The organism is Meiothermus sp. CFH 77666 (genome assembly GCF_017497985.1).
GTDB lineage: Bacteria > Deinococcota > Deinococci > Deinococcales > Thermaceae > Meiothermus.
Genome location: NZ_JAGDFV010000021.1, coordinates 1 through 14,448 on the forward strand (window position 1 = coordinate 1; position 14,448 = coordinate 14,448).

At 61.0% G+C, this 14,448-nt stretch carries 18 protein-coding genes; 17 read left to right on the top strand and 1 reads right to left on the bottom strand.

Features of this window, described 5'->3' with window-relative positions; genetic code table 11:
- Window positions 1–221, bottom strand: a 221-nt coding sequence (locus tag J3L12_RS11260) for a hypothetical protein (protein ID WP_208015160.1), incomplete at its 3' end; no start/stop codon positions are given.
- 717 nt (window positions 222–938) lie between these two features.
- Between J3L12_RS11260 and J3L12_RS11265 the strand changes: the two genes are divergently transcribed.
- The 17 genes from J3L12_RS11265 (at window position 939) to J3L12_RS11345 (ending at window position 14,440) form a co-directional block, all read left to right on the top strand.
- The gene (locus tag J3L12_RS11265) at window positions 939–1,349 is read left to right on the top strand and encodes a thioredoxin fold domain-containing protein (protein WP_208015231.1); all 411 of its coding nucleotides are present in this window, start codon (window positions 939–941) and stop codon (window positions 1,347–1,349) included.
- Window positions 1,342–1,815: a thiosulfate oxidation carrier protein SoxY gene (gene soxY, locus J3L12_RS11270; protein ID WP_208015161.1), complete on the top strand. Its 474-nt coding sequence runs from the start codon at window positions 1,342–1,344 to the stop codon at window positions 1,813–1,815. Before J3L12_RS11265 ends, soxY begins: the two co-directional genes overlap by 8 nt.
- Before the next feature lie 10 nt (window positions 1,816–1,825).
- Window positions 1,826–2,152: a thiosulfate oxidation carrier complex protein SoxZ gene (gene soxZ / locus J3L12_RS11275; protein WP_208015162.1), complete on the top strand. Its 327-nt coding sequence runs from the start codon at window positions 1,826–1,828 to the stop codon at window positions 2,150–2,152.
- Between the two features lie 9 nt (window positions 2,153–2,161).
- Window positions 2,162–2,953, top strand: coding sequence for a sulfur oxidation c-type cytochrome SoxA (gene soxA, locus J3L12_RS11280; RefSeq protein ID WP_208015163.1), 792 nt, complete (start codon window positions 2,162–2,164; stop codon window positions 2,951–2,953).
- 9 nt (window positions 2,954–2,962) lie between these two features.
- Window positions 2,963–3,541 carry a sulfur oxidation c-type cytochrome SoxX gene (soxX, locus tag J3L12_RS11285; RefSeq protein WP_347708888.1) on the top strand — a complete coding sequence of 193 codons (579 nt, stop codon included), beginning with the start codon at window positions 2,963–2,965 and terminating at the stop codon, window positions 3,539–3,541.
- Between the two features lie 55 nt (window positions 3,542–3,596).
- Window positions 3,597–5,303, top strand: coding sequence for a thiosulfohydrolase SoxB (gene soxB / locus J3L12_RS11290; RefSeq protein ID WP_208015164.1), 1,707 nt, complete (start codon window positions 3,597–3,599; stop codon window positions 5,301–5,303).
- A 57-nt stretch (window positions 5,304–5,360) separates the two neighbouring features.
- Window positions 5,361–5,882: a sulfur oxidation c-type cytochrome SoxX gene (gene soxX / locus J3L12_RS11295; protein ID WP_208015233.1), complete on the top strand. Its 522-nt coding sequence runs from the start codon at window positions 5,361–5,363 to the stop codon at window positions 5,880–5,882.
- A 4-nt stretch (window positions 5,883–5,886) separates the two neighbouring features.
- Window positions 5,887–6,684, top strand: a complete 798-nt coding sequence (gene soxA, locus J3L12_RS11300; protein ID WP_208015165.1) for a sulfur oxidation c-type cytochrome SoxA — start codon at window positions 5,887–5,889, stop codon at window positions 6,682–6,684.
- Window positions 6,685–6,695: 11 nt separating this feature from the next.
- Window positions 6,696–7,127, top strand: coding sequence for a rhodanese-like domain-containing protein (locus J3L12_RS11305; RefSeq protein WP_208015166.1), 432 nt, complete (start codon window positions 6,696–6,698; stop codon window positions 7,125–7,127).
- A 9-nt stretch (window positions 7,128–7,136) separates the two neighbouring features.
- On the top strand, window positions 7,137–8,003 hold the full coding sequence (locus tag J3L12_RS11310) for a translation initiation factor 2 (RefSeq protein ID WP_208015167.1): 867 nt from the start codon (window positions 7,137–7,139) through the stop codon (window positions 8,001–8,003).
- A 127-nt stretch (window positions 8,004–8,130) separates the two neighbouring features.
- Window positions 8,131–9,411: an FAD-dependent oxidoreductase gene (locus J3L12_RS11315; protein WP_208015168.1), complete on the top strand. Its 1,281-nt coding sequence runs from the start codon at window positions 8,131–8,133 to the stop codon at window positions 9,409–9,411.
- Between the two features lie 56 nt (window positions 9,412–9,467).
- Complete coding sequence (soxC, locus tag J3L12_RS11320; protein WP_208015169.1) at window positions 9,468–10,763, top strand: sulfite dehydrogenase; 1,296 nt, start codon at window positions 9,468–9,470, stop codon at window positions 10,761–10,763.
- Entirely contained in the window at window positions 10,763–11,326 is a 564-nt protein-coding gene (locus J3L12_RS11325; RefSeq protein WP_208015170.1) for a cytochrome c, read from the top strand. Before soxC ends, J3L12_RS11325 begins: the two co-directional genes overlap by 1 nt.
- A gap of 9 nt (window positions 11,327–11,335) precedes the next feature.
- Complete coding sequence (locus tag J3L12_RS11330; protein WP_208015171.1) at window positions 11,336–12,061, top strand: Rieske 2Fe-2S domain-containing protein; 726 nt, start codon at window positions 11,336–11,338, stop codon at window positions 12,059–12,061.
- Between the two features lie 61 nt (window positions 12,062–12,122).
- Window positions 12,123–13,370, top strand: coding sequence for a twin-arginine translocation signal domain-containing protein (locus J3L12_RS11335; RefSeq protein ID WP_208015172.1), 1,248 nt, complete (start codon window positions 12,123–12,125; stop codon window positions 13,368–13,370).
- Between the two features lie 91 nt (window positions 13,371–13,461).
- Window positions 13,462–14,130: a cytochrome c biogenesis CcdA family protein gene (locus J3L12_RS11340; RefSeq protein WP_208015173.1), complete on the top strand. Its 669-nt coding sequence runs from the start codon at window positions 13,462–13,464 to the stop codon at window positions 14,128–14,130.
- A 13-nt stretch (window positions 14,131–14,143) separates the two neighbouring features.
- Window positions 14,144–14,440 carry a metal-sensitive transcriptional regulator gene (locus tag J3L12_RS11345; protein ID WP_208015174.1) on the top strand — a complete coding sequence of 99 codons (297 nt, stop codon included), beginning with the start codon at window positions 14,144–14,146 and terminating at the stop codon, window positions 14,438–14,440.
- Window positions 14,441–14,448: the final 8 nt, after the last annotated feature.

Genomic DNA, 14,448 nt, shown 5'->3' on the forward strand with positions numbered 1-14,448 from the left:
CTGCAGGGTTCTGTAGCTGACAGCCCTGCTGGTTTTGCGGATTTGGGTCGTAGTTGTTCGATTAGCTCACGGATCCCTTCCTCATCATTACGATATTCAACCTCCACCTCCTTCGTCTCATACCTCATGGCTACTGCCAAGCTCCCCTTGCTCACATCTATCCCCACCCCCAACAGTCTTCCCTGCTGCTCCTTTCCCTGTTGCTCGCTGTTTCTCTTCATTTGGAGTCATCAGACCCTTGGCCGTACCAGTTTTAGCGGGGCTCCGCAAAGCATAAAGAGGAGGGACGGGTTGCATTGCGAGTGGCTTCTAGCCTTTGACGACTTCGTCTCTCCTCCTCTTTATTTTCCACCCCTTTCGGGGCTTTCCCTTTATATGACGGCTGCCACCTGAAAGATTGGTTGGCAAGCGCTCGAGCCAACGTTCGCCAGAGTGTACAGGCTCCTTTACGACGCTGTACTAACTGCAGAGTCGTATAAATACCCGTACAAAGTGTCCATTGCAGCACGAACTATGCAGTACGCTCTTGCAAAAGCCGTAGCAGAAACCTTTTCGTTCCACCCCTACCGTGTGGGGGAGGTTAGGTGGGGTTGCTGAGCAGCGACTTTGCGCACTCGGGCGGTTGAGGGCCTCACCCAATACCCTCCCCCACCCTCCCTAAGTGGTAGGGAGGGGGCTCTATTTCAATCCCTCCCGGAAACCCGGAGGTGTACGGACATCTCTACGACGATGTACTAACTGAGGGTGATGATTGTTATATCCAAATGGAATAGTCGGATGGTGAGGCGATGAAACCACGTTTAGCAAGCAAGGTTGACACCTCGAAAGCGAGCCAAAGGTTTGCTGATCTGTTGACGTGTATACCCTGGGGTAGTATAAAAGTAAAGGTACTGCAAAACCGCGCGTGCGTTATGATTCGGTTTTTTTATGCGACAGCAATGGTGGCTTTGATGATGGTCAAAGCCCAGGGGGTGGACTTTGACCGCTGGTATCCCTACGCCCAGGCCAGCCAATATGCCCAATCGTATGGGCGCATCCTGATGGTCTATTTCTGGGGCGAGACCTGCCCCTACTGCGACCAGATGAACACCCATGTCTTTTCCGATGCGGCGGTCTCGAGAACCCTCCTTCACCGCTTTGTGGTGGCCAGTGTGGATAGCCAGAGCCTCGAGGGCCGCGCTCTAAGCGCCCAGATGCGGGCTTTTGGCACCCCCAGTTTGGTTTTCTTCGTACCCCAGGGGGGTACGTGGAAAGAAGTGGGGCGGCTGTTTGGCAGCCGTACCCGCGCGCAGTTTCTGAAAGAGCTTCAGCAAATCTGTGCGAAAGCAGGAGGTGAAGGTTGTGGATAGAAGGACTTTTTTGAAAGCGTCGGCAGGGGCCGTCGCCGGAACGATGCTGGCCAACCAGCTGACTTCTGCGCTGGCTCAAACCCAGGCACCAGCAGCCCTCGAGGGCCAGGATCTGGCCAACTTAGAGAAGGGTTTGCAACAGGTGCTGGGCAAAGGCTTCAAAGACATGACCGTATCACAGCAGGTCAAGCTGGTCGCCCCCACCATCGCCGAGTCGGGCGCCAACGTGCCGGTGGAGATTGAAGCCAGCCTGCCCGCCGATCAGGTCAAGGCCATTCACTGCTTCAGCGACAAGAACGCCAACCCGCTGCTCTTCACGGTGATTCTCAATGGGGTTCTGCCCTACTACGCAACCCGCGTGCGGGTAGCCGAAACCGCGCCCGTACGGGCCATTGTTGAGACCAAAGACGGCAAGTTCTTGATGGCTTCGCAGTCGGTACGGGTCACCGTGGGTGGCTGCGGTTAGGAGGTGCGCAATGCCGATTAATTTACTGGTTCGTTTTAGTCCTGCTAAGCCCAAGGCGGGCGAGGAAGTGCGTATACAGATTGTCGCCCAGCACGCTATGGAACCCGGCACCCGTCGGGATGCCAGCGGTAAGGTGATTCCCGCCGACCACATCACCGAACTTAACGTTCTGATGGACAATCAACTTATTGCCCAGGTCAAGCCCGGCCCTGGCACCAGCGCCAACCCGCTGTTTGCCTTCAAGATGAAGGCCAGCAAAGCAGGTCAGATCAAGGTCACCTGCAAGGATCTCACAGGCCAAACCGGCGAGAAAACCGCAGACCTCACCCTGGCATAGGAGGTTTGCATGGGTCGCTTCTGGCGTTTGGTAGGGGCGGCAGTTCTGGCCCTCTTTAGTCTGGTGGTACTGGCCCAGGAAGAGGACGATCCGGTCAAGGAGGCCGAGAAGCAAAAGAAGCAGCTTCTGGAGCAGAGCGGGGGCATTCTGCCCAGTGACCTGTACGTAGAGCAAGGAGAGCAGCTTTTCAAGGCCAGGCGCGGCCCCAAAAACGCTTCCCTCGAGGCCTGCGACTTTGGTCGGGGGCCGGGGAAGCTTGAAGGGGTGGTAGGCCGGCTGCCCCGCTACTTCTTCGATACCCGTAAGGTAGAAGACCTCGACTCGCGCATCCGCACCTGCATGATTCGGCTCCAGGGCTTCCAGCCGCAGGACATCCGGCGCAGCGATGTGGTCGCGATTGCCTTCTACATAGCCTCCTTGTCGAACGAGCAACCCGTAACGGTGCGGCCCCTGATGCCCCAGGAGAAAAAGCTCTACGAACTTGGGGAGCAGCTTTTCTACCTGCGGGCCGGCCCCCGGGATATGGGCTGTGCGACCTGCCACGTCACCTACGTGGGTAAGCGGGCGGGGGTGCTTCCCTACTCGGACATCCTCAAGGACAAACGCGCCGCCAGCCACTGGCCGGCCTTCCGCTACTCCAACGACCAGGCCTGGACCATGGCCGACCGCATCCGAGCTTGCTACGCCAACCTGGGCATGCCGGCCCCCGACTTCTACTCCGAGCCCATCATCGCTCTGACCCTCTTCATGAACACCCAGGCCAGAGGGGCGCGGATGGACTTGCCCGGTTTCATACGCTAGGGAGGTCTTGTGCGGCGATTTTATCTACCCACCTTGCTGCTTATGCTCCTGGGCCTGGCCAGCGGTCAAACCAACCCGTCGTACATTAACGCCGAGCTCCAACGGCTAATCCAGGCCGGAGGCCAGAACTACGCCAACACGCTCCTCCGGCAGGCCCCCGATCAGGCGCTCTGCTCCATTCATCGCAACAAGCTACCCGCCGAGGTGCTGGGCCCCTTCATCGAAGAGCAGCGCAGGAGCATCAAGTACCCTGCCGATGGAAAGCTGATGGGCGACTGGAAGCAGGGCGAGCCCATCTTCAACACCCTGGCGCGGGGCAACTGCTTCTCCTGCCATGTGGGCTCGCCCCTCAACATTGGGGGGAATGTGGGGCCCAGCCTGGAGAAGTACGGCCAGCGGGGCACCTCTGAGGCCATGCAGAAATACACCTACGAGGTGATCTACAACACCTGGGCCTACTTCCCCTGCACGGTGATGTACCGCTTCGGACACAACGGCCTGCTCAAGCCGGAGGAGATCGCCCACGTGGTGGCCTACCTGCTCGACCCGGCCTCGGACTTCAACACCAAACCGGCGCTGAAGCGCTAACTTCTCGAATCTTATCGCTCCCCGGCGGGTATCTGGGCCTGGGAACGGAGGTGTTATGACCCGACGTGAACTGGTACAACTCTTGCTGGCTCTGGGCATGACCTCCCCCAAAGCCTTTGCCCAGGCTATGGAGCGTCCCGAGCAGTTGTACGACCTTCCCCCCTTTGGCAACGTTACCCTGCTCTTCAACACCGACCTGCACGCTCAACTACGGCCCCACTACTTTATGGAGCCGCCCAACCTACTGGCCGCCAAGGCGCTGGAGGGCAAACCCGGCTACCTGACCGGCGAGGCCTTTTTGCGCTATTACGGCCTCCGGCGGGGTAGCCTCGAGGCCTACGCATTCTCCTCGGTAGATTTTGCGACGCTGGCCCAGCGCTTTGGGCCCATGGGGGGTGGGGCTTATATCGGGGCCCTTATCAAGCAGCAAAAAGCCCAGGCGGGCGAGAAGCGCACCCTGGTACTGGATGGCGGCGACACCTGGACCAACTCCGGCATCTCGCTGCGCACCAGAGGGCAGGTGGTGGTGGACTGGATGAACCGGGTGGGCTTCGACCACATGGTCTTCCACTGGGAGTACACCCTGGGCCGGGAGCGCGTGGAGGAGCTGGTCAAGGAGCTAAAAGCCCGGGTGGTCAGCTTCAATATAGTGGACGACCTCTTTGGCGACCCCATCTACCCGCCCTATGCCATCCACGAGATCGGGGGCTACAGCCTGGGCATCATCGGCTCGAGCTTCCCCTATGTAAAGGTCTCGCACCCGGAGGAGTTCTCCGAGGGGCTTTCTTTTGGTGTTAGGGAAAACGAGCTGCAAAAATACGTGAACGAACTGCGCGGCAAGGGCGTGGATGCAGTGGTGATGCTCTCGCACAACGGCGTGCCACTGGATCTGGCGCTGGCAGCCCGCATCAAGGGGATTGACCTGATCCTCACCGGCCACACCCACGACTTCACCCCCGCCCCCATCCGGGTGGGCAACACCTGGCTGGTAGCCGGGGGGTCGGCCGGCAAGGCGGTGGTGCGGGTGGACTTGCAGATGAAGAAAGGCGGGATTGCCGACCTGCGAGCCCGCACCCTGCCGGTAGCCACCAACCTGATCAAGCCCGACCCGGCGCTCGAGGCCTTCATCCGCGAGACCTACGCACCACACCTGGATTACCTGGATCAGGTGCTGGGCACCACCGAGACCCTGCTCTACAAGCGCGACTCCACCTACTCCACCCTCGACGAGCTGGCCTGCCGGGCCGTGCAGGCAGCCTACCCCGAGGTCGAGGTGGCTTTCAGCACCGGCACCCGCTGGGGTACGGCCATCCTGCCGGGCCAGCCCATCACCATGGACAAAGTCCTGGCCTACACCGGCTACACCTACCCTGAGGTGTACGTGTTCCGGCTCAAGGGGGAGCGCTTGCAGGCGGTTCTCGAGGATGTGGCCGCCAACACCTTCAACCCCGACCCCTTCTATCAGCAGGGCGGGGACATGAGCCGGGTCTTCGGGCTCTCCTACGACCTGGCGGTAAATGCCCCCACCGGCCAGCGCGTCCGCAACGTAGCCATCCGGGGCCGCCGTCTCGACCCCAACCGGGAGTACACCCTGGCTTCGTTTGGCGGGCGCTTGCAGCGCAGCGGCACCCTGGTGGAAAAATACACCCCCCGGCCTATCTACGACATCATCGCCGAGTATCTGAAGCAGGTCAAAACCGTCAACATCCCCCCGCGCCCCAGCATGCGGGTATTGGATCAACGCTATGTGTTACCTGGATAAGAAGGAGGTCTATAGGTGAAAAGCAGACATTTGGTTGGTTTACTGGCCGTACTTCTGATGGGGCTTACCCTGTCTCAGCAGGGATCCTTCCAGCAGCGGGTTCAGCAGGCCATCAACAGCGGTGGCAGCAAGTTTGCCGAAACCATGAAACAAGACCCCGATCAAGCGCTTTGCTCACAGTACCGCGACAAAATACCCCCCGAGCTGGTAGGGGCCTTCCTCGAGCGTCAGCGCGCTCTTATCAAATACCCCGCCAACGGCAAGCTGATGGGCGACTGGAAACAGGGCGAGGCCCTGTTCACCAACCCCCGCAAGGGCAACTGCTACGCCTGCCACACCGGCGACCCCAGAGAGGCCGGAGCCGGGCGCATGGGGCCGGGGCTGGTGGGCTATGGGCAGCGCGGCACCAGCGAACCGGTGGTCAAGTACACCTACGACAAGATTTACAACGCCTGGGCCTCCATGCCCTGCTCGCTCATGTACCGGGCGGGCCACCACGGCATCCTTACCCCCGAAGAAACCGCCCACGTAACCGCTTTCCTGCTCGACCCGGCCTCGCCGGTGAACGCCAAGAGGTGATGCCATGCGCGACCGCAGCCTGTGGATTGGATTTTTGTTGGCGCTGGGGTTGGGCCTCGGTATTGCCCTCACCCAGCAGCAAGAGGTAGACCCCTACAAGGAAGCCGAGCGGCAGCGGGAGCTGTTCCGCCAGACCGCCGGCATCTTGCCCGGCGAGCTGTATGCCGCCCAGGGCGAGGAGCTTTTTGCCCAGAAGCGGGGCCCCAAGAATGTCTCCCTCGAGGCCTGCGATTTCGGCTTGGGGCCGGGGAAGCTCGAGGGGGCTCTGACCCAGCTGCCCCGCTACTTTGCCGATACCCGCAGGGTGGAAGACCTCGAGACCCGCATCGTGAGCTGCATGGTCAACCTTCAGGGCTTCCGCCCACAGGACATCAAGCGCGACGACGTGAAGGCCCTCACCGCTTTCGTGGCCTCCAAGTCCACCGAGATGCCCATCAACGTGGTGCCCAAAACCTCTCAGGAAATTGCCATGTACAACCTGGGCCGGGAGCTATGGTTCCACCGGGCGGGCGACCGCGACATGAACTGCGCCATCTGCCATGACAGCTACGCCGGGGGCAAGGTGCGGCTCTCGCCGGTGCGCAGCCCGCGCCAGGGCCTTTCCAACGAGTGGCCCGCCTACCGCTTCGAGGCCGACAAGCTCTACACCCTGCAAGACCGCATTGCATTCTGCTACGAGTCGGTGGGCATCCATCCGCCCGAGTACTACTCTGAACCCTACATCGCCCTTTCCATCTACATGCTGGCCGAGGCCACCAAGGGCAAGAACAAGTTCACCGAGTTGCCGGGTTTCACCCGCTAAAGGAGGAACACATGCGTAGAGTCTGGCCTGTGCTGATGCTGCTGGGCAGCCTGGGGTTCGCCCAGGAGATGACCCCAGGAGCCCTTCTACAGATGGGCAGCTTCCTCAAGAAAATCAACCCGGCCAGCTACCTGCTCTACGCCGCCGAAGCCCGGGATTTCGTAGAGGTCTTTGAGCCGTTCATCCTGGATGTGCGCACCAACGAGGAGCGGGCCAGGGGCTTCATACCGGGCTCAGTGCAAATCCACATCAGTCAGCTCCCCGACCGCCTGAGCGAACTTCCCAAACAAAAGGACAAGCCCATCCTGGTGTACTGTGGCACCGGGCACGTGAGCGCGGTAGCCGCAGCCTACCTGCGGGCCCTGGGCTACCGCGAAGTCAAAAATCTGAGTGGGGGGTTTAGAAGCTGGCTCGAGCTCAACCTGCCGGTGCAGAGACCCTGAAGGAGGGTTATGAAGAACAAATGGATCTTTATCGTAGGCTTTATCCTGTCGCTTTCAGCCCTGGCCCAATCGCTGGAAACCACCCTGCGCGGGGTCAGCGTGGCCGACGCCCAGGCCCGCGTCGAAGCGGCGGTGAACGCCCAAGGCCTTAAGGTAGCCCGCACCCTCAATCTGGGGGGGCAGGTCAAGAACTTCAAGTCTGACTTCCCGGACTACCTGCTGATGGTACTGGAGCCCGAAGCAGGCGTGCTGGCCGCTGTGCAGGAGAACTTCATGACCGCCATCATCCTGCCGCCGACCATCTATGTACACGCCGCTCGGCCCGGTGTGACCACTGTGGGCACCTTCGACCCCGATCTGATGTTTGGCATGCTGGGGGTCAAGAATACTAAAAGCCGCTTGCTGGGGGCCAAGCTCAAAGCAGTCATTGCCAGCCTGGGCCTGCCCCGCAAGATAGCCCCGGCCATGATGCCCGACCCCAGCTCCGGCATGATGCCTGCCCTGATGTACATGGTTGAGGGCGGCAATGCAGACGAGCTGACCCTGCTGATTGAGAGTGAGTTGGGTAATAACGGGCTCAATGTGCTGCCCTCGGTCAAAATGGGTAATGTGGTGGGTATTCAGCCCTGCAAGAGCGAGTGGGCCTATCAGATGTTCAAGACCCAACCCGCCGGGGGCTTTGCAGCACCCTGCCGGTTCTTTGTGGTGCCCATGCAGGGCGGTGTCCTGGTGGGGGCCATTGAGCCGATGTTAATGGGCATTATGCCTGGGGTTGCCCAGAGCCAAGCCACCATGGGTATGCTCCAGGAAGCCCGGCGGGTCATGAGCCAGATTCTGGAAGGGGTCGGGGGTCAACCATATCGCCCACAGCAATAAAGGACATAACCGCTGGTTATAGCTTTTGTGAGCTTGGACAAAATCTGATAATCTCATGGTCAAGCCCAAGCACACTAGTGCGACCGGAGGAGCACCCTCTGGAGTGGCTCGGGTTACGGGAGGGAATATGAGCAAAGTGACGCGTCGCAAGTTTCTCAAGGCCGGTGCATTAATCGGGGCCACGGCAGCCAGTAGCGGCTTTGCCCAGGAGTTTTTCAGCAAGCCCAGCAGTGTGCTGGGGCCGGCTCGTGGCAACCGAGTGGTGATTATCGGTGGGGGCTGGGGCGGCATCAGCACGGCCCGCCATCTGCGCCGCAAGAACCCCAACATCGAGGTGGTACTGATTGAGAAAAACCCGGCCTTCATGTCCTGCCCCATGAGCAACCTCTACCTGGGTGGGGTGAAGGATCTGGACTTCCTGGTCTTCGACTACACCAACGTGGTCAAGGCAGGGGTCACCTTCGTCAACGAGCGGGCCATCGAGGTCAACCGGGCCGGACGCTACGTGCGCACCACCAGCGGCATCATCTTTTACAACTACCTGGTGGTCTCGCCCGGCATTGACTATATGTACGAGGCCATCCAGGGCTATAGCGAGGTCAAGCAGTTCCTGCCGGTAGGCTTCAAGCCCTTCGAGCACATCGCCCTCAAACGCCAGCTCGATAACTTTGAAGGGGGGGATATCGTACTGGCCATTCCCCGCCCGCCCTACCGCTGCCCCCCCGGCCCCTACGAGCGGGCGGCCATGCTGGCCTACTTCCTCAAGACCAACCAGATCAAGGGCAAGGTGATCGTGCTGGATGCTAACCCCGGCCCCATCTCTAAGGCCCCCGGCTTCACGGCGGCCTTCAACGACCTCTACAAGGACTACATCCAGTACATCCCCCAGGCCGAAGTAACCGCCATTGACTACGCCAAGAAGACCGTCAAGACCAGTCTGGGTGAGTTCGAGTTCGACCTGGCCAACATCATCCCGCCCATGAAGGCCGGCGAGATTGTGCGCACCGCAGGCTTGGGCGACCGCTGGGCCAACGTACGCCTCCCCACCTTCCTCTCCGAGCGCGACGACCGAGTGTACGTGATTGGCGATGTGATGGGGAATGTCCCCTACCCCAAGAGCGGTCAGGTGGCCTACAACGACGGCAAGATCGTGGCCGAGCATATTGCCCAGCGCATCGCCGGTAAGCAACTGGCCGAGATTCCCAACCCGCTGCCCGACAACATCTGCTACAGCTTTGTGAACTCTGAGGAGTCCATCTGGGTCTCGCACAAACACAACTGGGACGAAGCGGCCCGGCAGGTGCGGCAGCAGGCTACGGTAGACAACCAGCGCTCCAAACAAAACGGCGCTCTGGCCCTCGAGTGGGCCCGGGGCCTGTGGGGCGATATGTTCGGGCCCGAAACCTAAAACCAGCGGGGGTGGGGCTTTGCACCCCACCTCCTTTTCACGGAGATTTGTAAGGCATGAACCGTAGAAAACTCCTCCAGTTATTGGGTAAGGGTGTGGCCGCCGGGGCTTTCGTGAAGCTCTCACCTGGGCTGGCCCAGGGCAAGATTCCCCCGGGCGCTACCGACACCATGAAGATTCTGGGAAACACCCTGCGCGAGTACGGGGAACGCAGCGAGTTTGAGAAAGACGTGATTCGCTACATCTCCCCCAACCTGCGCAGCCGCCACACGGGGGCCGACTTCACGCCGCTGGAGAAGCTCGAGGGCATCATCACCCCCAGCTCGCTGCACTTCGAGCGGCACCACGGTGGGGTGCCCAACGTGAACCCCGCCGACTACCGGCTGGTGATTCACGGCATGGTCGAGCGCCCCCTGATGTTCACCCTGCAAGACCTCAAGCGTTTCCCCTCGGTGACCCGCACCTACTTCATCGAGTGCGCCGGCAACGGGCAGAACGGCTACCGCAACCCCCCCGACATGACCCTGACCGCCACCCGCAGCCGGGGCCTGGTCTCGAACTCCTCCTGGACGGGCGTGCCCCTCTCCATCCTGCTCAAGGAGGCCGGCATCAAGGAGGGGGCCCGCTGGCTGATTCCCGAAGGCCAGGACGCCGCAGCCTACACCCGCAGCCTGCCGCTGGATAAGGCCCTGGACGACGTACTGGTGGCCTATGCCCAGAACGGCGAGGCCATCCGGCCCGAGCAGGGCTACCCGGTGCGGCTGGTGGTGCCGGGCTGGGAGGGGAGCATTCAGGTCAAGTGGCTGCGACGCATCCAGGTAACCGACACTCCGGTGATGAGCAAAGACGAGACCTCGGAGTACACCGATGTAATGGCCGACGGCAAAATCTGGGCCTTTACCTGGGTTATGGATCCCGAGTCCATCATCACCTACCCCTCGGGGTTGCAGCAGATTCAGCGAGGCTTCCACGAGATTCGCGGCCTGGCCTGGAGCGGGCACGGGCGCATTCGCCGGGTGGAAATTTCGCTGGACGGCGGCAAGACCTGGAAACGGGCCAACCTCGAGCCCGCCCCCGACGCCCTCTCGGTGGTACGCTTCAAATACAACTGGGTCTGGGACGGCAAGGAGACGGTCATCATGAGCCGGGCCTGGGACGAAAAAGGCAACACCCAGCCCACCCAGGAGGAGTTTTTTGCCAAGTGGGCCCGCAACAACCGCTACCACTACAACGCCATCCAGGCCTGGCGGATCGGGGCCGATGGCAAGGTGGTCAACGGCGACAAAACCCTGGCCGGAGCGCCCGAGCGGCTCGGCGCGGTGGGGCGGGGCGGCTGTGGAGGTGAGTCCTGATGCGGCGCAAGTGGTTCTACATCACCCTTTCGGCCCTGGCCCTGTCGGCTCTGGTGCTGGCCCAGGGGCGCTACCAGATCGGCACCCCGCTCTCCGAGCAGGAGGTGCAGGAGTGGAATATCCGGCCCTCCATCCTGGCCAATGGGGTGGGCCTGCCCCCCGGCCAGGGCACCGTAGACGAGGGGGCCAAGGTCTATGCCACCCACTGCGCCAGTTGCCACGGCGCAACCGGCGAGGGCGGGGCTTTTACCCGGCTGGTCTCCGAGCCCTTCCCCATCACGAAAGAGGTTGACTCGGTGGACTTTGCCATCGGGAACTACTGGCAGTACGCCACCACCCTCTTCGACTACACCCGCCGGGCCATGCCCTTTGCCACCCCCGGCATCCTCAGCAACGACGAGGTCTACGCAGTGGTGGCCTACATTCTCTACCAGAACGGCGTTATTGATGAAAGCGAGCCAATGAACGCTCAGACCCTGCCCAAAGTGCAGATGCCCGCCCGGGCTTTGCTGGAGCTCGACCCCAGCACCCAGAAGCGCTTCCCCTGGCTCAAGCTCCCCTGAGGTAACTGTATGGATCGTCGCAACTTTCTCGATTTACTGGCGAAGGGCGCTTCGCTGGGCCTATTGCTCAAGCTGTCGCCTTTGGGGATGCTCGAGTTCGTTCGAGCCCAGAGCAACGTCAATGCGTTTCAGAAGGCCCTGCTGGTAGACAAAGCCGGCAACCCCTTTAAGCTGAGCAGCCTGAAGCCCCACGAGCCGTATGTTTTTGCCTATCCGTTTGCGGCCACGCCAAACATTCTGGTAAATGTGGACGCCGAGCTGTCGCCGGTAGATGTAAAAATGCCCGATGGCAAGAACTACCGCTGGACGGGGGGAGTGGGCAAAGGCAAAAACATCGTGGCCTACACCAGCATCTGCCCCCATGCCTACAGCTACGCGGCCCCCAACCTGGGTGCGATGGGCTACTACAAGCCCGAAGGAAACAGGGGCCCCCGCATGGTCTGCTGCGCCCACCTCTCGGCCTTCGACGTAACCAAGGGCGGCGAGGTGAAGGGCGGCCCGGCCCCCCACGCCCTGGCTGCGGTGGCCCTGGAATACGACGCCGCCAAGGACGAAGCCTACGCCGTGGGCTTCCTGGGCAACCCCCAGTTCGACGCCTTCTTCCGCGCCCAGAACCAGGCCCTGCGCGACCTGTTCCGCACCACCGCCCGGGCCCGCGAGGAGGTGGCCAAAGCCACCGTGATACCCTACGCCGAACACACCAAAGCCCCCACCACCTGCCCGGTGCTGGGTTAAGCCACCGAGGCTGGCTGGCTTTTCCGCCAGGATTACAACATTGCTCTCCAGGAGGTTTCGGATGAGTGAAGTGAGCCGTCGCGATGTACTCAAGACACTTGGGGCGACAGCCGCAAGCCTGGCCGCCGCACAAGGCGTCCAACAGGCCGCGGCGCAACCCTCCTCGGTGGTCTGGTCAGACTACGTGGTCTTCCTAAACGCAAACGCGAAAGCGTTCATTGTGGACAGCCGTAACGACCAACTCGTAGCCAGTCTGGATACCGCTCGTGGGGCTACCCTGGGAAGCATGACGCCCGATGCGAAGAAGGTTTATGTGAGCGGCGCCGCCGAGGGTGAGACCCGGGTGGTGGTACTCGACATGCAAAACCTGCGGGTGGCCAAGGTACTCGAGACCGGCAACAGGCCCAAGCATGGTCTGGTAAGCCCAAACGGCCAGCGGGTCGGCGTGGATCACTGGGGTCTGAGCGATGGAAAACTACGGCTGGTATTCATCCGAACTCAGGATGACAGCATCGAAAAAACCCTTGAAATACCGGTGCAGAACCAGCCCAAGGGCGTAACCTCCATGCATAATGCCTGGAGCTGGGATAGCCGTTACTTCTACTCAATGGATCGGGTAGACGACCGGCTAATAGTGGTAGATACCACCGACTGGTCGGTACGCACCTACAAATCGCCCAGTGTACCTCACTACCCCTGCATCAGCCCGGATGGTAAAGAACTCTGGTTGATCCATGAGGGCAATGCCCAGGTCAAACCCGGCATTGTGGTCTACGACCTGACCCAGTCCGGGCTGCCTGTCCTGGCCCAGATGGACATGCCCCTCATTGGGGAGGAAGCTGTTGAGGCCCACCATGGTAACTTCACTCAAGATGGACGCTACTTCATGGCCCTCAACCGCGGGCCGGGCAACAATCTACGAGGCCGTGAGGTGGCCTTTTACAGCACTCGAACCAAGCGCCTTGTTCACCGCGTGAGCTGTGCCAGCACCGGCGTTGGGCATGCCTATAACACGCCAGACGGGCGCAGGGCCATTGCTACCAACTACGGCAACAATGTAATCACCGTGATTGACATCCCTGGCCTGCGCACCCTGAAGGATCTGGTCATCGGGAAAGGCAGGATGGGCCATGTGGTTTTCACCAGGGATGGCCGCTTTGGCTACCTCTCGAACGCCGATGGCAACCTCTACAAGCTGGACATGCGCTCTCTAACGGTGATCAAAGCCATCGAAACAGGCCAAACCAGCGGAGGCGGCCAGGTTATAAATGTATGGACAAACCTGTTCGAGGAACTGCCCAGAGCCTAGCTAGCAGGTAGATTCCAACCCTCGAGGTCTAACACGCCAACTCACCAGCCCATCAAGTATTGGAGGTATGTCCTCCTAAAAGCCGCACGGTATGACCCTGAGCCTACCCATAGCCTTCCTGGCGGGAGTTCTCTCCTTCCTCTCGCCCTGCGTACTCCCCCTGGTGCCCACCTACCTACTCTACCTGGGGGGGCAGCAGGGCCGTCCCATACGCAATGCGGTCTTCTTCGTGCTGGGCTTCTCGTCCATTTTCTTTCTGCTGGGGCTGCCCTTCACCCTGCTAGGGGGCTTGCTGTTTGAGCATCGCGATCTCCTGGGCCGCATTGGGGGCGGGGTGCTGATTCTGCTGGGGCTCTACATGCTGGGCCTCAAGCCCAAATGGGGCGTGAATCTGCGCTACGAAGGTGCGACCGACCGCCCCTGGGGAGCTTTCGTGCTGGGCATCGTGCTGGGGCTGGGCTGGACCCCCTGCATCGGCCCAATTCTGGGGGGCATCCTCACCCTTACCGCAACCGGCGGGGGGGTGCATCTGTTGGTGGCCTACATCCTGGGGCTGGCGGTGCCGTTCTTGCTGGTGGCTTTCTTTGCCGATAGGGCTCGAGCCTTCCTCAAACGTGCTGCGCGGCTTTCCCATGCGGTGGAGATCGCCGCAGGGTTGGTTCTGATTGCGGTAGGCATCCTGCTGCTAACCGGCACCTACACCCAGCTCAACAGCTTCTTCCTCAAGATCACCCCGGAGTGGCTGCAAGAGCGGCTCTGAGTGGAGAAAGAACATGAACGCAGGTAGGCCCAAGCTAGACGGCACCTTCAGCGACCCCGAAACCCTGGAGGGCATCCTTCGGCGTTTTAAGCGCATTGAAGGCCAGGTGCGGGGCCTGCAGCGCATGGCCGAGGAGGGTCGTCCCTTTAGCGAGCTACTCGACCAGATCAACGCCACCCGAAAGGCCATGGACTCTGTAGCCAGCGTGATTTTGGAAGAGTACTTAAGTGCCTGGGAGGCCCAGGCCGCTTCAGGCAATGTGGAGCTGGGCAAAGGGCAGATAGCCACGATACTCCGCAAAATAATCTAGCCAAAACA